Source organism: Niallia alba, from assembly GCF_012933555.1.
In the GTDB taxonomy this organism is placed as follows: domain Bacteria; phylum Bacillota; class Bacilli; order Bacillales; family Cytobacillaceae; genus Niallia; species Niallia alba.
Genome location: NZ_JABBPK010000001.1, coordinates 1,527,965 through 1,548,372, shown reverse-complemented (window position 1 = coordinate 1,548,372; position 20,408 = coordinate 1,527,965). Strand labels below are relative to the sequence as shown.

At 35.5% G+C, this 20,408-nt stretch carries 16 protein-coding genes; 4 read left to right on the top strand and 12 right to left on the bottom strand.

The window, feature by feature from the left end:
* Window positions 1-7: 7 nt before the first annotated feature.
* The 5 genes from rhaA to HHU08_RS07570 all read right to left on the bottom strand — a co-directional run bounded on the left by rhaA (window position 8) and on the right by HHU08_RS07570 (window position 7,580).
* Complete coding sequence (gene rhaA / locus HHU08_RS07590; protein ID WP_169188163.1) at window positions 8-1,261, bottom strand: L-rhamnose isomerase; 1,254 nt, start codon at window positions 1,259-1,261, stop codon at window positions 8-10.
* Between the two features lie 15 nt (window positions 1,262-1,276).
* Complete coding sequence (rhaB, locus tag HHU08_RS07585) at window positions 1,277-2,695, bottom strand: rhamnulokinase (RefSeq protein WP_169188162.1); 1,419 nt, start codon at window positions 2,693-2,695, stop codon at window positions 1,277-1,279.
* A gap of 512 nt (window positions 2,696-3,207) precedes the next feature.
* Window positions 3,208-4,188: an AraC family transcriptional regulator gene (locus tag HHU08_RS07580; RefSeq protein WP_169188161.1), complete on the bottom strand. Its 981-nt coding sequence runs from the start codon at window positions 4,186-4,188 to the stop codon at window positions 3,208-3,210.
* Window positions 4,189-4,408: 220 nt separating this feature from the next.
* Window positions 4,409-6,478 (bottom strand): bifunctional aldolase/short-chain dehydrogenase, encoded by a 2,070-nt coding sequence (locus HHU08_RS07575; protein ID WP_169189630.1) that lies wholly within the window; start codon window positions 6,476-6,478, stop codon window positions 4,409-4,411.
* Window positions 6,479-6,974: 496 nt separating this feature from the next.
* Window positions 6,975-7,580: a hypothetical protein gene (locus HHU08_RS07570; protein WP_169188160.1), complete on the bottom strand. Its 606-nt coding sequence runs from the start codon at window positions 7,578-7,580 to the stop codon at window positions 6,975-6,977.
* 223 nt (window positions 7,581-7,803) lie between these two features.
* Between HHU08_RS07570 and pepT the strand changes: the two genes are divergently transcribed.
* The 4 genes from pepT to HHU08_RS07550 all read left to right on the top strand — a co-directional run bounded on the left by pepT (window position 7,804) and on the right by HHU08_RS07550 (window position 12,656).
* Window positions 7,804-9,039 carry a peptidase T gene (pepT, locus tag HHU08_RS07565; RefSeq protein WP_169188159.1) on the top strand — a complete coding sequence of 412 codons (1,236 nt, stop codon included), beginning with the start codon at window positions 7,804-7,806 and terminating at the stop codon, window positions 9,037-9,039.
* Between the two features lie 547 nt (window positions 9,040-9,586).
* Window positions 9,587-10,009, top strand: coding sequence for a hypothetical protein (locus HHU08_RS07560; protein ID WP_169188158.1), 423 nt, complete (start codon window positions 9,587-9,589; stop codon window positions 10,007-10,009).
* A 210-nt stretch (window positions 10,010-10,219) separates the two neighbouring features.
* The gene (gene rpe / locus HHU08_RS07555) at window positions 10,220-10,864 is read left to right on the top strand and encodes a ribulose-phosphate 3-epimerase (RefSeq protein ID WP_101730293.1); all 645 of its coding nucleotides are present in this window, start codon (window positions 10,220-10,222) and stop codon (window positions 10,862-10,864) included.
* A 298-nt stretch (window positions 10,865-11,162) separates the two neighbouring features.
* Window positions 11,163-12,656, top strand: a complete 1,494-nt coding sequence (locus HHU08_RS07550; RefSeq protein ID WP_169189629.1) for a peptide MFS transporter — start codon at window positions 11,163-11,165, stop codon at window positions 12,654-12,656.
* Window positions 12,657-12,798: 142 nt separating this feature from the next.
* Here HHU08_RS07550 and HHU08_RS07545 read toward each other — a convergent pair whose 3' ends face one another.
* From HHU08_RS07545 to nagA, 7 genes are all read right to left on the bottom strand, one after another.
* A complete protein-coding gene (locus tag HHU08_RS07545) occupies window positions 12,799-13,290 on the bottom strand; it encodes an RNA polymerase sigma factor (protein WP_016204377.1) in 492 nt (163 codons plus the stop codon).
* 426 nt (window positions 13,291-13,716) lie between these two features.
* The gene (locus HHU08_RS07540) at window positions 13,717-14,526 is read right to left on the bottom strand and encodes a LamB/YcsF family protein (protein ID WP_169188157.1); all 810 of its coding nucleotides are present in this window, start codon (window positions 14,524-14,526) and stop codon (window positions 13,717-13,719) included.
* Between the two features lie 434 nt (window positions 14,527-14,960).
* Entirely contained in the window at window positions 14,961-16,412 is a 1,452-nt protein-coding gene (gene nagE, locus HHU08_RS07535) for an N-acetylglucosamine-specific PTS transporter subunit IIBC (protein ID WP_016204375.1), read from the bottom strand.
* A gap of 126 nt (window positions 16,413-16,538) precedes the next feature.
* The gene (gene murQ / locus HHU08_RS07530) at window positions 16,539-17,447 is read right to left on the bottom strand and encodes an N-acetylmuramic acid 6-phosphate etherase (protein WP_016204374.1); all 909 of its coding nucleotides are present in this window, start codon (window positions 17,445-17,447) and stop codon (window positions 16,539-16,541) included.
* Entirely contained in the window at window positions 17,444-18,169 is a 726-nt protein-coding gene (locus HHU08_RS07525) for a GntR family transcriptional regulator (RefSeq protein ID WP_169188156.1), read from the bottom strand. The genes murQ and HHU08_RS07525 overlap by 4 nt, the downstream gene beginning before the upstream one ends.
* Complete coding sequence (gene nagB / locus HHU08_RS07520) at window positions 18,166-18,918, bottom strand: glucosamine-6-phosphate deaminase (protein ID WP_169188155.1); 753 nt, start codon at window positions 18,916-18,918, stop codon at window positions 18,166-18,168. Before nagB ends, HHU08_RS07525 begins: the two co-directional genes overlap by 4 nt.
* The gene (gene nagA, locus HHU08_RS07515) at window positions 18,915-20,123 is read right to left on the bottom strand and encodes an N-acetylglucosamine-6-phosphate deacetylase (protein WP_169188154.1); all 1,209 of its coding nucleotides are present in this window, start codon (window positions 20,121-20,123) and stop codon (window positions 18,915-18,917) included. Before nagA ends, nagB begins: the two co-directional genes overlap by 4 nt.
* Window positions 20,124-20,408: the final 285 nt, after the last annotated feature.

Here is a 20,408-nt window from a genome sequence, read left to right as displayed (position 1 = left end):
ATTTCCCTTATCTCTTTAAAAGGACTTCTTCTTCATAAATTTTCACTTCATTTAGCCAAGATTCACGCACTGGTACATTCATTTGTTCACAATAATAATCCCAAATAGCTCCAAATGGATATGTTTTAAATTCTTCCATTAATGCTAATCTCTCTGTGAAATTCCCTTCCTCTTGTAATTGTTTTAATTTTTCATTTGGAAGTAATAATGCATTCAAAAGTGCTTTAATCATATTTCTTGTACCAATTGTCCATGCAGCTACTCGATTAATACTAGCGTCAAAGAAATCTAGACCGATGATTACTTTATCTAATGCATCATTCCGGACGATTTCTACGGCAATTTCTTTTAGTTCATCATCTAAAATAACGACATGATCGCTATCCCATCTCACTGGTCTAGATACATGCAATGCTAATTTATCACTAAATAAAAGCATGGAAGAAATTTTATTAGAAACAGTTTCTGTTGGATGATAGTGACCAGTATCCATTAAGCACAATTTATTATTTTTCAATGCATAACCTAAGTAAAATTCATGGGAGCCGACTACATAAGATTCTGACCCAATTCCGAAAACTTTGCTTTCTACAGCGTCTAAGTTATATCTTTCATCTGTTTCTACAGCATAAATTTCATCTAATGAATCCTTTAATCTTTTTCTTGGTGTTAAGCGGTCGCTTGGAATATCTTTATAGCCGTCTGGAATCCAAATATTTGTTAGGGCTGGTGAACCAAGCTCCTTACCAAAATATTCAGCAATTTTTCTACTTGCGATGCAATGTTGAATCCAAAAATCACGAATTTCCTTATTTGGATGTGCTAATGTTAAACCATCTGCTGCTTTTTCATGGGAGAATAAAGTAGGATTAAAATCTAACCCTAATCCATTTTCTTTTGCCCATTGTACCCAATTTTCAAAATGCTTCGGTTCTAGCTCATCTCTCTCTACTGCTACCCCATTTGTTTCTGCATATATAGCATGTAGATTGACACGATGTTTACCAGGGATAAGCGAGAGTGCTTTCTCTAAATCGCTTCTTAATTCTTCTGGATTCGTTGCTTTCCCAGGATAATTTCCTGTTACATCAATTCCCCCGGATAACTCTCTTTGATTCACTTCAAATCCAGCGATATCATCTCCTTGCCAGCAATGAATCGAAATGGGAATATTTTTTAGCTTTTCTAATGCTTCTTGTACATTTACTCCCCATTGTTCATATTGCTTTTTTGCTAACTCAAAATTTTCTCTAACAGACATAATTATTTCCTCCTTTTATTTGGTTACATCTTCGGTTGCTTTAAACGTTTTAATTTCAAAAGATTTCTTTATCATTTGTCTTGCTTCCGATAAATTTTCCACTTCTCCTAATGCAATAAATTGAGAAACGATATTCCCAATAGCTGTCGCTTCTATTGGTCCAGCATATACATCTTTCTTAGTAGCTTCTGCAAGTAATTGGTTTAACATTTCATTTTGGCAGCCACCGCCAATAATATTAATACTTGGAAAAGATTTTTCAAAAATTTCTTCTATTTCATCTATAGCTGTAATATAGCTTTCTACTAAACTATCATAAACACATTTTGCTATCTCACCTGGTGTTGCTGGAACTTGTTGGCCTGTTTCTACACAATAGTGCTGAATTTCTTCCACCATATTGTCAGGCTTTAAAAAACGATTATCATTTACATTTACAGTGCTTGAAAAATCATGTGCTGCTTTTGCTAATTCAACAAACTCACTAAAAGAGTATTGATTCTGATAATTACGTCTCACTTCCTGTATCATCCAAAGCCCCATAATATTTTTCAAGAAACGAAAACGATAATCAATTCCTCCTTCATTCGTAAAGTTATAATCTAACGCCTTCGTTACACAAATAGGAAAACTATTTTCAACACCAATCAATGACCATGTCCCAGAACTGATATAAATCGTCTCATTTAACTCTGGAACAGAAATGACTGCAGAACCTGTATCATGTGTTGCCGGAAGGATTATTTTCATATCAAAACCAAATTCCTCTACCAATTCTGGCTTCAAATTTCCAAGAATCGTATTTGGCTTTTTAATTTCTTGGAACATTTCCCTGTTTATTCCTAATGTATCGAGAATCGTTTTGTCCCATTTTTTTGTAAAAGCATTTAATAATTGTGTGGAAGAAGCATTGGTATATTCATTTGCTGATATACCTGAAAGTAAATAATGTAAATAATCAGGAATCATCAAAAAGGTTTTCGCCTTTTCTAATACTTCTGACTGCGTCTTTTTTAAAGAATATAATTGATAGATCGTATTAAATTTTTGGAATTGAATACCCGTTTCTAAGTATAATCTTTCCTTCATGATATTTTGGAAAACTTCTTCCATCATCCCATCCGTACGATCATCCCGATAAGCAACGGCATCTGTTAAAAGTTCTCCATTTTCATCTAGTAAAACAAAATCTACCGCCCATGTATCAATGCCAATACTTTCTGGCTTAATACCTAGATCGTTGCACTTTTTTATTCCTTTTTTTATTTCAGAAAAAAGCCGATTAATATCCCAACAATAATGCTGTCCTTTTTTGATCATCTTATTTTCAAAACGATGAATTTCATTGAGCTCTAATTTTTCTTGCTGAACAGACCCAAGAATAAGCCTTCCACTTGAGGCTCCGATATCTACTGCTAATGCATATCTTGTCATTTCCACCTCTCCTTAAAAAGGAATTAGAAAACGTTTCCTTGAATTCATTGTAATGGGTTTCATTCTTCAATAAAATAACGTAATTTTTCTTTTTTATTGTCCTTATTTTCCAAGCATATAACAGCTATTTTCTAATTTTTCTACTGTATTAACAAAAGAAAAGTGTTATGACAAAGAAAAAGAGACAAAACAAAATATCTAATGGGTAAAGACGAACAATCTCTCATTTAGTAGCGAAACCAATAAGTTGCCTGATTCTTTTCAAAAGAAAATATATTAGTAGAAAAAATGGAGCAGACTGAATACACGTAGACTCCTATGGGAGCTGCGAGAAAGTCCGAGACCCCGCAGGAACGTAGTGACGAGGAGGCTTGGCGCTCGCCCCATGGAAAGCGAAGTGTATTCAGTCTGCGGGTAATAAGCACAAATTTTCTTTCTTAAAATTAATAAAAAACCCAAACAATTATACGGAAGTTTTATCAACATCTACGTATAATTGTTCGGATTTATATTTAGTTGGAATACTTTTGTCCCAGCCTCTTCGACCGAAATGCTTTCGGTGTCATTCCATATTTTTCTTTAAATATCCGATAAAAATAGCTAATATTATCATATCCTACTTCTTCAATAATCCACTTAATCGAAAGATCTGTGGTTTCCAATAAGTTTTTTGACTTACTTAGCCGCTTCTCTTGAAGCAATTCCTTAAAAGTATAGCCTGTTGCTTTCTTAATATTTTTGCTCAAAGAGGATACGGATTGATGGAGCTGCTCGGCTAATTCATTTAGCGTTCCATTTTTATAATTCTCTTCAATATAGGTCAAAGCCTCGATAACGAGATACTGATTTTGCAATACACCTTCATTTTGTTGAATTTTATCTGTATTTTTTATTAGTTCGATAATCAATAACCCCATATACAACTTCATCGTCGATTCTGATAAAAGAGAGTTATTTGCTTCTTCCTTTAATAATTTCCCGATTATGTCCTGAATTTCTGTCACATCAGAGACCTTATAATATAAATATTGGCCACTTTCCGTATGGTTAAACAAACTATTAATTAGAAAATCTGTTAGTTTATTTTCTTCATGTAAATATTGAAAAATAAATTGAAAAAAAGGTGGCTGAATGATGAAATTAACTACGATATCTTCCCTATCACATGCCTGAATTTCATGCTCCATATGCTGATTTAAAAATAAAAGTTCCCCTTTTTTTAACGAAATCTGGTCATTGCCAACCTTTTGCTTCAATCCCCCATTCACTACATAATTAATCTCAATATAATTATGTTTATGTTTCGGAAAGTCAATAAAGCGAGTGTGCTTTCTCACCGTTATCATTTTATCTTTACGCAAAAATTTTTCACTTTCTATAATAAAATTACTTTGACTAGTATAGATATCTTTTATTACACCTTGCTTTTGCTGGACAATGCTTTTTTCTTCTTCTGTTAACTCCATTAATTGTTTTAATAAATTTTTATCCAAGAAGGTCAGCCCCCCTGCTTCAACTATCTATTATGATGAGAGGGAAAGGGTTGTTTAGCAAACATAGTATATAATACGGAGAAATAGTTTTTTCTCTTAACTATTCTTTCACTCTTCAAAAGTTAATTTTAATTTAGAATCGGTCTCTACTCTTTTCGGCTTTTATTCTATTAACACAAAAAGCGGGGATAAAATAATCCCCGCAACTCGAAAGTTAGCTTTATCTAGTGAAGGCAGCAGGAACTCCTCCATCAACTGTCAGCATGCATCCTGTTGTTTTCTCTGCTTTCGAAGAAGAGAAATAGCAAATCGCTTCGGCAATATCCTTAGGAAAAATATTTACTAATAAAGTAGTACGTTTTCGATAGTGTTCTTCTAATTGATCTGGTTCTATTCCATAATTAGCTGCTCGCTCTTCACGCCACTTTGATCCCCAGATTGCCGATCCTTGTAACACAGCATCTGGTAGTACAGTATTAACACGAATGCCAAATTCTCCACCTTCTGCAGCAATACATCTTGCAAGATGTGCTTCCATTGCTTTCACAGAGCTATAAGCCGTAACATTTTTCCCTGCGTATACAGAGTTTTTAGATCCAATGAATACCATGCTTCCGCCTAATCCTTGTTCTTTCATTTGTTTGAATGCTTCTCTTGCAACTAGAAAATATCCTGTCCCAAGAACGTTTAAGTTTAGATTCCATTCTTGTAAAGACGTTTCATCAAATGGACTAGAGGTGGCGAGCCCTGCATTATTTACAATGATATCTACACCTCCAAAAGTAAGAGCAGTTTTCTTATAAGCTTCTTTTACAGCTTCTTCTTTCGTTACGTCCATTTTCACCGCTAGTGCTCTATTGGAACCATACTTTTCATTTATTTCCAGTGCTACTTTTTCTGCACCTTCTATATTTAAATCTGCAATAACAACATGTGCACCTTGCTCTGCAAATAGTCGGCATGTTTCACTACCAATACCTCCAGCTCCTCCCGTAACAAAGGCAACTTTACGAGAGAATTCCGCTTCTGTTGGAGCAAGAGATAATTTATATAATTCCAGTGGCCAATACTCTATTTTAAATGATTCATTTTCATTTAAAGAGACGAAATTACCTAGTGTTGTAGCGCCCTTCATTACAGAGATAGCGCGATGATATAAAGCACCGCTCACCTTAGCCATAGCAAGGGTTTTCCCTGTGTTAACCATACCAATTCCAGGTATTAAAATAATCCTCGGAGCCGTTTCAGAAATCTGATCTCCATCCTCTTTATTTCTTTCAAAATAAGCTGTATATTCCTTTTTAAAGTTCTCTATACCTAATTTTATCTTTTCTTTCAAACTAGCAATATCTTTTGTTACCGGATCCCATTCAATATATAAAGGTTGCCTTTTCGTATGTACAAGATGATCTGGGCACGCTGCACCTATTTGTGATAAGCTCTGAGCATCTTTACTATTTACAAATTGAAGTACATCTTCTTCTCGATCGTAAGTTAGCAGCATTTGTTTTTCTCCACTAACCGCTCCCCGGATTACTGGCATCACTTGACTTAAAATCTCTTCAGCCTCTTCTTCTTTTAAAGCAGGATATTTTGCCCCGCCAAAAACCTTCTCTTCTTCTATTTTATTATGAATATAGTTTTCCGCTTCATTAATGATTGCGATTGTTTTGTCATAGCTTTCTTGTGCAGTTTCTCCCCAAACGACAAGTCCATGCTTTTCCATCAATACTAATTCTGCATTTGGATTATTCTGTACACCTTCTGCGATCATTTTCGATAAAGTAAAGCCTGGTCTAATATAAGGAACCCAAACAAAACGATTACCATAGATTTCTTCGGCAAGTTGTTTCCCATTATCTGCACAACAAATGCTAATAATGGCATCTGGATGAGTATGATCGACATGTTTATATGGTAAAAATGCGTGTAATAAAGTTTCGATAGACGCTCTAGGGTGGTTACTATCAATCATACAATGAGAGAGATAGGCAACCATTTCCTCATCAAACATTTCCTCTCTTTCAATCAATGGTTTAATATCTTCTAGCTTAAGACCAGTAAAATTATACGCTTTCATTGTTGCTAAGTCTGAACCGCTTCCTTTCACCCACATTACTTCTATATCTCGTCCGCGGAAGTCTTTTTCGATTGTTTTCATGGACGTATTTCCGCCACCCCAATTACATACAGCTCGATCTGTACCGATTAAATTGGATCGATAAACCAATTCATCTAAACCTTTCTTTAATTGTGAAGCCTTTTCATTATTCCATAAATTCTGTACCATCATAATTCTCCCTTCACAAACTGTTTTTTTATACCCCAAATACATTATATAATATGTTTGTTTATTTTTGAAATAGTTTATTTGTTTTTATTTATAGTTATTTTGTAAAGATTAATCCAAATCGCGACAGTTTATATCGGCTACCATTGCAAAGAATGTGAGGTGCTCCTTTGTTACGCTTACCTTTAATCTTTTGTGGTTCGCTTTATGAAAATTTTTTTTACCTATGCAGTAGCTTTTTCAGTTTTCATTTGCTTAATGAACGCCTCTTTTCGCTTAGGAGCTCTCCTTTTTGGTTTTCATTTCCTCGATGAACGCCTCTTTTCGCTTAGGAGCTCTCCTTTTCGGTTTTCATGTCCCCCATGAACGCCTCTTTTTGCTTAGGAGCTCTCCTTTTCGGTTTTCATCCACTTAATGAATGCCTCTTCAGCTTTGTCCGTTTTCATCAAAAAAAAAAAGCCTAGGCAGGTCTCCCTATCTTCAGCTTCTATCCCTTTTATTTCCCTAGCATGTCTAATGTTTCTTCTACACCAACGGCATAATCATCAAACTGGCCATTTTTAATTTTTATCATCGTTGGTGTTCCAGTAATTTCGATTTCTTCTGCGTTTTCTGGTGCTTCATTTCCATATGCTGTATTATGTGTTGCGATAATTTGGTTTTCTTCGTTCGCAACAATTCCCCAAGCAATATCTTTATCATTTTGGAAATTTTCTATGTTTATTCCCTCATTCCATACTTCTTTACCGTCTTCTATTTTACCAATTACTTGATCATACTTTTTATGGTGTGCTTCCCAGTCATACCAGCTAGATTCATTCTTTTCCTCCTGCATATCTACAACATAAAGAGGAATGTCTCCACTATTGCTAAATGAAATAACATCTTTCTCCATTTGTTTACAGTATGTACAAGTAGATTGCCAAAAATAAACAATATATTCTTCCTCTTGCTGATCAAACGTATCGGATGCATTTATTTTTTTTATGTCTTCAATCGCGTTAATACTCTTACTATTTAACCACCATATTGCTGCAATGCAAATAATAATAATTACCGCAATAGTACTAAACAAAATCATTGCTCTATTCTTTTTTTTCATTCCAAATCTCCTTTTTTTAACATTATTACCTCTATTCTATCTAAAATCCTCTCCAAATAAAGCAACAATCCTGCACCAAATCCAACATAATTGTGAACATACCTTTTCGCTTTATAACTAAAAACGCTGAAATTGTAGACTTTATCGTTTTAAATTCACTATATTCGTATTATTCATTCTTCCTATGATAAAATCAAAATATCTGATAAAGGAGTTGAATAGTGTGAAAGAAAATATGATAAATCGTTTTGTGTCGTATGCTGTTGTCGATACACAATCAAATGAAAATAACTTAGAATGCCCGTCTACTCCAGGACAGTTAATATTAGCCAATTTATTAGTGGAAGAACTAAAAGAAATTGGGATGGAAGAAGTTTCTATTGATGAATATGGTTACGTAATGGCCACTTTGCCGGCAAATACAGATAAAAAGGTGCCAACAGTCGGCTTTCTTGCGCATTTAGATACTGCTACTGATTTTACAGGCAAAAATGTACGTCCGCAAAAGGTAGAAAACTATGATGGACAGGATATTGTATTAAACGAATCGTTACATATCGTATTATCTCCTAAGGATTTTCCCGAATTAAAGAATTATGTAGGGCATACTTTGCTAACTACCGATGGTACAACCTTACTTGGGGCAGACAACAAAGCAGGTATTGCTGAAATTGTCACTGCTCTTATTTACCTAAAAGAAAATCCAGACATTAAACATGGAAAAATTAGAGTGGCCTTTACTCCTGATGAGGAAATCGGCAGAGGACCTCATAAATTTAATGTAGAAGCCTTTAATGCTGATTTTGCTTACACTGTTGATGGTGGGCCATTAGGTGAACTACAATATGAAAGCTTCAACGCTGCTGGAGCAAAAATTACGATAAGTGGAACAAATGTACATCCAGGTACGGCAAAAGGAAAAATGGTCAATAGTATCAAAATTGCGATGGAACTACAAAGCCGCTTACCTGCAAGTGAGTCACCTGAATTTACAGAAGGCTACGAGGGATTTTATCATCTACTTTCCTTTGAAGGGGATGTAGAAGAAACAAAACTATCTTATATTATCCGTGATTTTGATCGTGCTTCTTTTGAAGAAAGAAAAAGTATTCTTCAAACAATTGTAGTAGAGTTAAATGAGAAGTATGGTACCGACACAGTGAAGCTCGACTTAAACGACCAATACTACAATATGCGTGAAAAAATTGAAGCAGTAAAAGAAATCGTGGACGTTGCATATCACGCAATGGAAAATCTCGGTATTACACCAATTGTCCAACCAATTCGTGGTGGTACAGACGGATCTCAGCTTTCCTATATGGGACTGCCAACTCCAAATATCTTTACTGGTGGAGAAAATTTCCACGGTAAGTATGAGTACATTTCTGTGGATAACATGGTAAAAGCAACAAATGTAATCGTAGAAATTGTTCGCTTGTTTGAAGAGCGCGGGGAATAAGAAAAGAAGGCTGTGACATAACTAAATAGATACTTTGTGAAGACGAACAATCTCTCATTTAGCTAGTAAATAGCGTCTGCTTTCGCATACTTTTTACAATAGAAAATATAATTAGTTGGGAAAACAGAGCAGCCGGAATACACGTAGACTCCTGTGGGATTAGTGAGACAGTCTGAGACCCTGCAGGCCAAAGGCCGAAGCGGCTCAGCGCGAGCCCCACGGAAAGCGAAGTGTATTCCGGCTGCGGATAACAGCAACAAACTTCGTAGAGCATCCTTTTTTAAAATGAAAAAAAACCTAAATAATTATACGAACTTTCCATTAACGTTTTCGTATAATTGTTCGGATTTAACTTTAGCTGGAATACTTATGGCCCAGTCTCTTTAAAAGTTTACTAGTTATTAAACATCGCTTTTTTCTCTAAAATTAATTTTGATACACGAAACAAATTTTGTACTTTTAACAGTTTAGTATATAATGATTCAGTGCCAAAATCCCTATATTCCATGGATTTAGTGGTGAATGAAAAGATTAGAGGAGTTTTGCAATGGATACAATCAGTAAAATGCAAGAAGAAGTTACACAAAATACAGAATTACATCACTATATATTAGAAACATTTGGACTTCAATCGAAGAAAAAAAGAGTTCGTAAAAAACTTTTTAAACAAGTAATCTCGCAAGAAAAAGTCCTAAAAAAAGTAGTGAAAGAATTTAAGCAAACAGATCAAGAACAGACTATTCCTTCTGGGCAACAAGTAGAAAGCACATTTTCCTTTGATAAACTACCAATTACTACCCTATTAAAAATTGGGAAAGAATTCTTTAAAGAAGAAGAAAGTGTTCGTTTTTACTATAATAAAAATAAAGAACCTTTTTATAAGAATAAAGAGATGCTGATTGCATGTATTTCAACAAATTATGCAGGTGCACCAGCTGATATCCAAAAAGAAATCATAACTAAACTATAATTCTTCTACATGACGAAACTCATTTGTGGATAGCCACTTCTATTAATCCTCTTGTTTTTACGAAGTGGCTACTTTTTTATCTTGCCATCTACTACAAAATAAGCAAGCGCATTCAACTCGCTTGTTCGCTATCTCACATTCTGCTATAATTTTGATGTAATACATATCAAATACTATTATTTTAATCGATTAAGAAAGGGAGGCATACAAATGATTAAAGTTGCACCCTCCATTCTCTCCGCTGATTTTGCTAAGCTTGGGGATGAAGTGAAAGATGTAGAATTAGGTGGCGCAGATTACATCCACGTTGATGTAATGGATGGTCATTTTGTACCAAATATAACTATCGGCCCGCTTATTGTTGAAGCAATCCGTCCAGTTACAACATTACCTTTAGATGTTCATTTGATGATTGAAAATCCAGATGCTTACATTCCACAATTTGCTAAGGCTGGTGCGGATATCATTACCGTACATGTGGAAGCATGTCGCCACTTACACCGTACGATTCAATTAATTAAAGAACATGGGGTAAAACCTGGGGTGGTATTAAATCCAAGTACTCCGGTTGAAATGATTAAGCATATTATCGAAGATATTGAGATGGTTCTATTGATGACCGTTAATCCTGGATTTGGTGGACAAGCTTTCATCCCTAATGTACTTCCAAAAATAAGAGAAGTTCGTCAATTAGCAGATCAATTAAATCCAACACTTGAGATTGAAGTAGATGGTGGCATTAATGCCGAAACTGCAGTATTAGTAAAAGAGGCAGGAGCAAATGTGCTAGTTGCCGGGTCATTTATTTATAATAATTCCAATCGCGAAGAGGCCATTAAAGCGGTACGAGGATAATATGGGTAGTTAGGAGTCTAAAATACATTTAGATTCCTTTTTTATTTCCCATAATTTAAACAAAGTCCATAAAACAATGCTGATGGCTTTATCAACTCCCATAAAACGACTTATTCACCTATAATCTACCAAAAAATAATTATATTAAAAACATTTAAATTTTTCTTAAAATATTCAAAATTATGAACTCAGGCTCAAAATTTCAACATTTTTGCTGTTTTTTATAGGAAACAAAAATTTTTTTGACAAGTCTAGCATCTTTTCAGTATTATATTAAAATACTAGAGGAGGTTTCATGATGTCAGAATTAAATAAACAGAAAATTGTGGACAGTGTTCCCCAAAAGGGATTCTTTGGGCACCCTAAAGGATTATTCACACTTTTCTTTACAGAATTTTGGGAGAGGTTTTCCTATTATGGAATGAGAGCCATCCTGGTTTACTATATGTACTACGAAGTATCTAAAGGCGGATTAGGTATCTCAGAAGGAACGGCAATTGCCATTGTATCTATCTACGGTTCGCTTGTTTATATGTCCGGTATCATCGGTGGATGGTTTGCGGATAGAATTTTGGGAACTTCGAAGGCCGTTTTCTATGGTGGTATATTCATTATGCTCGGGCATATTGTATTAGCCATCCCAGGTAGCATTTCCATGTTCTTTGTTTCCATGTTTTTAATTGTTATCGGAACAGGATTATTAAAACCGAATGTATCAAGTATTGTTGGTGAAATGTATAGTGAAGAGGATGCTCGTCGTGACGCAGGTTTTAGTATCTTCTACATGGGTATCAACCTTGGTGGATTCTTAGCACCAATTATCGTCGGAGAAATTGGAATGAATTATAGCTTCCATCTTGGTTTCGGTCTTGCAGCAGTTGGTATGTTATTAGGACTAATTGTATTTATGATGACAAAGAAGAAAAATTTAGGACTTGCTGGTACGGTTGTGCCAAATCCATTATCTAAAGAAGAAAAGAAAAAAGTATATTCTTCCATAGGTATTGCTATCGTTGTCCTTGCCATTATTCTAGCAATTACTATACCTTTAGGATTTTTAACATTTGAATCATTTATTACAATTGTCGGAATTCTCGGTTTCTTAATTCCAGCTATTTATTTCACTGTTATGTACCGCAGTCCAAAAACAACTCGTGATGAGCGTTCTAGATTGATTGCGTATATTCCATTATTCTTAGCTGCAGTTATGTTTTGGGCTATTCAAGAACAAGGTTCAACTATTCTAGCTACCTATGCTGATAAACGAACTCAATTAGAGTTTGCTGGATTCCATCTTTCACCAACAATTTTCCAATCCATCAATCCGTTGTTCATCATTATTTTTGCACCAGTATTTGCATGGATTTGGGTGAAACTAGGTAATCGTCAGCCTTCTGTTTCTAAGAAATTTTCGATTGCTTTATTATTTGCCGGTTTATCCTTTATTATTATGATGTTACCTGCTTATTTAGGCGGAGAAAATACATTAGTAAGTCCGTTATGGTTAGTATTGAGCTATTTCCTTGTCGTAGTTGGGGAGCTATGTTTATCTCCAGTCGGCCTATCTGCAACAACAAAACTTGCACCTAAAGCCTTTTCGGCACAGACGATGAGTCTTTGGTTTTTATCAAGTGCCGCTGCTCAAGCACTAAATGCACAAATTGCTCCATTATTTACAAAAATATCTGAGGTTGCCTACTTCGGTATTTTAGGTGGAGTAGCTATTCTCTTAAGTATTATCCTTTTCTTGTTATCACCAATGATTCAAAACAAGATGAAGGGGATTAAATAATCATTAAGACAAGTGGGGGTTCATCCTCCACTTTTTTATGCTGAAAATTCTATTCACAACTCAACTAGGGAAACTAATATCAATTAGTTCCACCTCTATCCAAAAATCCTCACCTCTCCTTTTATTTCTCATAAAAGTTGTTTTACGAACTTACTAGACTTCTTTTTAATAACTTTAACGCCCGATGCTGTGTCGTCTTCACTTTGCTTTCAGACCATCCTAAATTCATCGCTGTCTCATCAATAGACATTTCTTTCAAGTATCTGCAGTAAATGACTTTTTTCTGATCTGCTGTACAGCATCGTAATATTTGATGAATCCAATCCAGCTGTTCTTTCTGCATTGCAACTTCGTCAGGAAGTGCCTGTTCATCCTTTATATGAATCGGAATTTCACTATTGAATGAATACGAATTCTTTTGCTTTCGAAAATGATCAATAGCAATATTTTTAGCAATTGTATATAACCAAGTTCTTTCACTGCTCTCTCCCTTAAAAAGGCACTTAGTTTTTAGAACTCTAATAAAGACCTCTTGAACTAAATCTTCTGCTTCCCCCTTCTTCACTCCTAAATATATTAGAAAATGATTTAACTCTTGATGATATTTTTGATAGAGCTCTTCAATCGAACCCATTTCCCCCACCCCTAACAAAAACCAGTGAATCAATGAAAGGATAGTACTCTCAAAGACTTCTATACTCAAATAATGAAAAGCCTTTTTTACTAAGAAATAGTAATGGAACAAATCTTAAAGTATTTAAGTTATTACTACGTTTATAGTGTTTTTTCGTTAGATTTGTTACAAATCAGTTACGAGCATACGATTTGTAACATTAATGAAATATATTATACATCTTAACGTAATAAAAGTCCCATTTTTTTCTTTAAATTTATGTTGTTTTTCTATTTTCTTAGAAAATCTTATTTGAGTGTTTGTTATGATAAATCTCTTCCAGTCTTTAGGGAATCCTTTTTATCTCAAAACCTAGTATAAACATTTGGTTTATTTGACCTGTATAAGGAGAACTTCCAGCAGTGAAGTTTTTTCCTTATCCCCCACTTAGCTTCCTCGATTTTCCAAGCTTGAGGTGGGGGTTTTACTGCTCGTTAAGAGTGGGATAAAATTTTGGATATTTATATTGGCTTGTAATAACGTGGATGAAATTTCCTTAACGATGGCTAAACTATTATTTGAATCTCCATGGATACATACTGTATCTGCTTTAATCGGTACTTCTTGTCCTTGGACAGAGATAACCTTTTTCTCTTTAACCATTTGGAGTATCTGCTCGGCTGCTTGTTTTGGACAATGGATAATCGCTTGCTCCTGTGTGCGTGATGTTAAGCTACCGTCTGATTGATAGGTGCGATCTGCAAATACCTCATTAGCGGTTTTTAAACCATAATGTTTACCAGCTTTAATCAATTCACTGTTTGCTAAACCAAAAAGAATATACTCTGGATTTACTTTATAAACAGCTTTAGCAATCATATCTGCTAATTGGCTATCTTTTGCCGCCATATTATATAATGCACCATGGGGCTTAACATGCTGTAAGATTCCCCCCTCCGCCTTTACAAATGCTTCTAAGGCTCCAATTTGATAAATAACCATATCGTATACTTCATTAGCAGCTATTTTTATTTCTCTTCTACCGAAACCAAGTACATCATTAAATCCTGGATGTGCTCCAATAGCCACTTTATTTTCGAGCGCTAGATTAACCGTGTTTCTCATTGTTGTTGGATCGCCTGCATGAAAGCCACAGGCAATATTAACACTTGTTACAAAGGGAATAATGGCCTCATCATTCCCTATATGATAGGGACCATAACTTTCTCCTAAATCACAATTTATATCAATAGACATATAACTCCCTCCCAGTAAATCAAAACTTTTTAAATGGCTCCTCTCCATACCTTCAATTAAACTTTAAAGCTCTTATTATCTTACCAGCAGTTCCAATTCCTTTTTCTTATGTATGATGATTCTAGATAACGAATAGATAAACCTGCTCCCTTATTCTATTTTCTTTCTATATAAAAATGCGGCATCCCCTGAAGAGTGGACTACCGCATTTCTCAATAAAATTATTGTTTTCCTTTAGATTATGGTTACAAGTTATCTGAAACATAATAATTTCTTATAAAAAAACTTTCATCAGCGGGAGTTTTCCTCCTCCCCCATTGACGGTTAGTTCCACTTATCAGACCTTTACGAGAGAGTTTGAACACCTAGAGCTTTCTCGATTTTCTTCAGCTTGTGGTTGGGTCTTGCTATCCGTTAAGTGTGGGATAAATTTGTTACACCTTTCTAATCTTTTCAATTTCGTCTGCAACAAATTGAACTTGAGTTCCTACAATTACTTGGATGCTTGTTTTGCCAATAACATTAATTCCAGGTACGCCTGTTGCTTTAATTTTTTGTTGGTCTACCACATCCATATCCTTTACTTCAATTCGTAAACGTGTAACACAGTTATCGACAGATGTAACATTATCGTCTCCGCCAAGACCTGCATAAATTTCAGAGGCCATTACTGCAAATTTATTATCCGTTGTAACCGCAACTTGATCTAATGATTCATCAACGATTTCATCATCTTCTCTTCCAGGTGTTTTAAAATTAAATTTAGTAATAAGGAAACGGAATAAAGTATAGTATATGACAGCAAATACTAACCCTTGAACTATTAGCATATATGGATTATTTGCTAATGGTAAACGAGAACTTAATACAAAATCAATTAATCCACCACTAAATCCGAAGCCTGCCGTCCAATGAAAACTTGCTGCAAGGAAAAGGGAAATACCGGTTAATAATGCATGCACAACATAAAGGGCTGGCGCTGCAAACATAAAGGCAAATTCAATTGGTTCCGTAACCCCTGTTATAAATGCTGCAATCCCTGCTGCAAGCATTAAGGAAGCCACTTGTTTTTTACGTTTTGTTTTTGCTGTATGATACATCGCTAGTGCTGCTGCTGGAAGACCAAACATCATCACAGGGAAGAAGCCTGCCTGATACATTCCAGTTACTCCTTTTACCCCATTATTTGACCAGAAATTATTGATATCGTTTATCCCTGCAATATCAAACCAGAATACAGCATTTAGAGCATGGTGCAAACCGGTTGGAATCAACAAACGGTTAAAGAAACCATATATTCCCGCACCAACTGCTCCTAGTTTACTGATTCCTTCGCCAAAGCTAACAAGTCCTGAGAAAATAGCCGGCCAAACAAACAATAAGATAACAGAAATTAAGAGCATGGAAACAGCACTAAGAATTGGTACGAGCCTTTTCCCACTAAAGAAAGCAAATGCCGTTGGAAGCTGAGTCTTACTAAAACGATTGTATAGTGCTGCTGCAACAGCACCTGCTAAAATACCAATAAATGCATTCTCAATCTTAGAGAACGCCAAACTTACATCTTCTACGTTAATTCCTTGCAACATGGCAACAGAAGCAGGAGATAATAATGTTTTAACAACTAAATATGATACCAATCCACTAATCGCTGAAGCGCCGTCTTTATCTTTTGACAAGCCTAATGCGACCCCTACTGCAAATAAGATTGCTATATTGTCTAATATTGAAGACCCTGCTTTAATAAAAAACGAAGCAATTGGACTTCCTTCTCCCCATCCACTTGGATCAATTGCATAGCCAATCCCCATCAGTAATGCTGCAGCTGGTAAAACAGCTACCGGTAGCATCAATGCACGCCCTAGCTTTTGTAAGTACGATTTCATTTAACTTCCCCCTATAAGATAAAATAAGTTAAAAAAAATGCCATCCTCAACCTGCTAACATATATAAGAAACCATATATTCATCTCTTCTTTTTGGGCATCCCTCCTTTTAAGATTCTTAAGAATGTTACTCATTTTTTTGAAAATACAGTTGAACCGCACGCTTTATATGACCATCTGCCTTACGAAGTGATTGAATCGCATCCTCTATTGTCCCACCCGTTAGAACGCGAAAAATAGATACTTTCAAATCATGATTATTCTCTTTAAGTACTTTTATAGCTTCTGCCTCACTAATACTTGTAGCATTTATCAATGTTTGTACAGCTCGTTGTACAAGTTTTTTATTAATTAACTTCATATCTACCATTTCATTACTATAAACCTTCCCAAGTTTCACCATAGAGGCAGTAGATAGCATATTTAACACCATTTTTTGGGCTGTTCCTGCTTTCAAACGCGTAGATCCCCTGATAACTTCTGCTCCTGTTATTGCTTCAATTCCATAATCACAGATAGAGGAAAGCTGCGTACTTTCATTATTACTTATCCCTATTGTCAATCCATTTCTTTCTTTTCCATAATGAATAGCTGAAAGAACGAACGGGGTGGAACCACTTGCTGTAACACCAATGATCACATCAGTCGCTGAAAAGTCAGCTTTCTCCAATGTGGCTTGTATTAGCTGTTCATCATCCTCCGTCTCCTCTAAAGAAGTCCACATGGCATCATATCCCCCTGCAAGGATTCCATTCCATCTATCCTGTTCAATGGAAAAAGTAGGACCAAGCTCAACAGCATCCACGATTCCTAGTCTCCCACTAGTACCCGCTCCAACCACAAACACTCTACCGCCCTGTTTCCATCGGTTGACAATGCCATCAACGGCTAAGGAAATGGTTGGTAATGCCTCTTTTACCGCATTTGCGATTCCTGCATCTTCTTGGTTCATAAATCGGACTATTTCTAATGAATTCCATTCATCTAACTTCCTGCTTTTTTCATTACCATTTTCTGTTGTTCTCTGTTTTTTCATGATTCGGACCTCTTCATATCAATAACAAATTTATAGCGATCTCCACGATAAATAGATTTAACGTATTCAAAAGGAGTTCCATTTTCTAAATAACTAAATCGCTCCATCAGTAACACTGGCGCACCATCTTTAATCCCAAGAGATGTGCTTTCATTTTTCTGTGATAAGGTCGATTCAATAGTTTGTGTAGCATGACTAATCTTTAGATGTAAGTTTTGCTCTACATACTCGTAGATAGAACCATGTAAGGTCTCCTCCTGAAGCTCTTTTACCAATGCAGTTGGGAGATATGAGGTTTCAAGCGCCATTGGGATTTCATCCGCAATGCGCAAACGACTAACCTCATAAACCAGCTCTCCCTCTTCTATCTTTAATTTAGTGGCAATTCCTCTTGAACAAGGAATTGTCTTAAAATCCAAAATTTTTGTTTTTGGTGTTAACCCTCTTGATCGCATATCTTCTGAGAAACCAGTAAGTCCAGAAAGTTCTTGCTCTACTTTTGGTGCAGCCACAAAGGTTCCTTTGCCCCGCTGGCGAACCAGTACTCCTTCTGCTACTAAATTGTTAATTGCTTGGCGTACCGTCATCCTACTAATACCATATTTTTCGGAGAATTCCCGTTCTGAACTAATTGGATCGCCAGGTTTTAGTTCTTTAATGATTTCTTTTATCTCCATCTCCAATTGATAATAAATAGGAATATGTGAATCTTTAATGATCAACTATACACACTCCCTTTATTTTCTTTTAAAATAGATAAAGCTTCTTGATCAGCTATAATCGTAACATTAGGATGCTTTTTCAAAATGGATGCAGGTAGATCCTCGTTTATATCTGAATGAAATAGCTGATTTAATACAGACGCTTTTTTCACCCCAGAAACTAGCAATACAATTTTTCGACTTTTCATTATTGTAGCTATCCCCATAGAAATAGCGTGTGTTGGTACCTCATCCATCGTAGCAAAATATCGTGCATTTGCTTCTCTCGTAGAATCAGTTAATTTCACAATTCCTGTTGTAGAATGGAAAGAAGTACCTGGTTCATTAAAACCGATATGACCATTTTCACCTATTCCTAATATTTGCAAATCCATTCCACCTAATGAATCAATGAGTTTTTCATAATTTCTTCCTGCCTCTTCATCATCTATGTTTTTAGCTGATGGCAAATAAGTGTGGTTTTCTGGAATATCAATATGGTTAAATAACTGTTCTTTCATATAGTAACTATAACTTTGTGGATTATCTTTTTCTAAACCAACGTATTCATCTAAGTTGACCGTAATAACTTTTTCATAGGAAGTTTGATTTTTAGTAAAATCTGCAATTAAATACTGATAGGTTCCTATCGGTGTCCCTCCAGTTGCAAGTCCTAGAACACTGTTTGGCTTCGTCTGAATTTGCTCCATTATTGCTTTTGCTGCTACTTTACTCATTTCGTCATAGTTTTTTACTTCAATTAGTTTCATGCTTTTACTCCTCCATTCGAATATACGATTTGTCCTTTACAAATTGTTAGTACAACTTGATTATTTTCATCTAATACAACTAAATCTGCATCTTTACCTTTTGCAATACTTCCCTTTTTATCCAAAACGCCAATTTGCTTGGCTGGATTATAGGAAGCCATCTTCACAACATCCTGTAAAGAACAGCCTGTAAAGTTCATCATATTGTTTATTGCATCATTCATTTTTAATGTACTCCCCGCAAGAGCACCATTTTCTAATAACGCCTTTCCATCGCGAACGATTACCTTTTGCCCGCCTAAGGAAGAAATGCCATCTTCCAGCCATTTCGCACGCATGCTGTCTGTGATAAGGATGATATGATCAACACCCTTTTGTAAAAAAGCAAGTTTAACAATTTCAGGATGGATATGAACGCCGTCTACAATCATTTCTGCCATTAACTCAGAATGAAGCAACGCAGCACCAGCAACGCCTGGATCTCGGTGATGCAAGCCTCTCATTCCATTAAAGAGATGTGTAACATGACTAACGCCTGCTTGAATGCTTGATAGTACTTGCTCGTAAACAGCATCCGAGTGCCCTATTGATGGGACAATTTTTTCTGCCTTTAAATAACGGACAAATTCGAAGTTCTCATCTTCTTCAGGTGCCATCGTAACAAGCTTGATTTGATTATTTGATAAGTCTTGCCATTTTTTAAATAATGCTACATCTGGCTTTTTAACGGAGTGGATTGGTTGAGCCCCAACTCTTTTTTCTGAGATAAATGGACCTTCTAGGTGGATTCCGATAACTTCCGCTTTTCCAGATTGATCACTAGCTTCGATATACTGTGCAATAGAAGAAAGGGCTATTTCAATACTTTCTTCGTCTTGTGTCATGGTCGTTGCTAAAAAGCTCGTTGTTCCTTCCTTTGGTAAGGTAGCAGCCATAACTTTTAAGGAATTTAGTGTCCCATCCATTGCATCTGCATCATTGGCTCCATGTATATGAATATCAATTAATCCTGGTATCAGATTCATCCTCTTAGGGAAATCTATTATATGTGCATTTTCCCAATCTTCTTCATGAAAGGATTCCATTAAACCAATCGAGTCGATTTTTTCTCCCCTCACTACTACATATCCTTTTGGATTAATCTCTGTTTCCGTGTAAATACACAAATTTGTTAATACTAAATCTTGTGGTTCATCTGTTATCATGATTATTTCACTCCTTCATACTATATATATCATCTATATATCTAGATGTCTATACCAGTTGTTCCGTACTTAATTATTATTTCATATAATACTAAAAATATGCTTATAATTCTCTAGTCTTGTCAGGAAATTTAACAAACTATTTTTATCACTAGTGTTGCATTAATTTAATTCCACTATTAAAAATACTCGAAATGTTCACTTTTATTATTTTATGCATAGAAAAAGTCCTTTATAATGGATAAGTCAGGTGGTAACCCGTCCAAATCCACTAAAAAAGGACCA

Excerpts from the sequence above, each read along its gene's own strand:
- nagA (WP_169188154.1), bottom strand. The coding sequence starts at position 20,123 with ATGATAACAGATGAACCACAAGATTTAGTATTAACAAATTTGTGTATT.
- HHU08_RS07545 (WP_016204377.1), bottom strand. The coding sequence starts at position 13,290 with ATGGGTTCGATTGAAGAGCTCTATCAAAAATATCATCAAGAGTTAAAT.
- rhaB (WP_169188162.1), bottom strand. The coding sequence starts at position 2,695 with ATGACAAGATATGCATTAGCAGTAGATATCGGAGCCTCAAGTGGAAGG.
- murQ (WP_016204374.1), bottom strand. The coding sequence starts at position 17,447 with ATGAAAAAACAGAGAACAACAGAAAATGGTAATGAAAAAAGCAGGAAG.
- nagE (WP_016204375.1), bottom strand. The coding sequence starts at position 16,412 with ATGAAATCGTACTTACAAAAGCTAGGGCGTGCATTGATGCTACCGGTA.
- HHU08_RS07575 (WP_169189630.1), bottom strand. The coding sequence starts at position 6,478 with ATGGTACAGAATTTATGGAATAATGAAAAGGCTTCACAATTAAAGAAA.
- HHU08_RS07560 (WP_169188158.1), top strand. The coding sequence starts at position 9,587 with ATGGATACAATCAGTAAAATGCAAGAAGAAGTTACACAAAATACAGAA.
- HHU08_RS07550 (WP_169189629.1), top strand. The coding sequence starts at position 11,163 with ATGTCAGAATTAAATAAACAGAAAATTGTGGACAGTGTTCCCCAAAAG.
- HHU08_RS07570 (WP_169188160.1), bottom strand. The coding sequence starts at position 7,580 with ATGAAAAAAAAGAATAGAGCAATGATTTTGTTTAGTACTATTGCGGTA.
- rhaA (WP_169188163.1), bottom strand. The coding sequence starts at position 1,261 with ATGTCTGTTAGAGAAAATTTTGAGTTAGCAAAAAAGCAATATGAACAA.
- HHU08_RS07540 (WP_169188157.1), bottom strand. The coding sequence starts at position 14,526 with ATGTCTATTGATATAAATTGTGATTTAGGAGAAAGTTATGGTCCCTAT.
- rpe (WP_101730293.1), top strand. The coding sequence starts at position 10,220 with ATGATTAAAGTTGCACCCTCCATTCTCTCCGCTGATTTTGCTAAGCTT.
- nagB (WP_169188155.1), bottom strand. The coding sequence starts at position 18,918 with ATGAAACTAATTGAAGTAAAAAACTATGACGAAATGAGTAAAGTAGCA.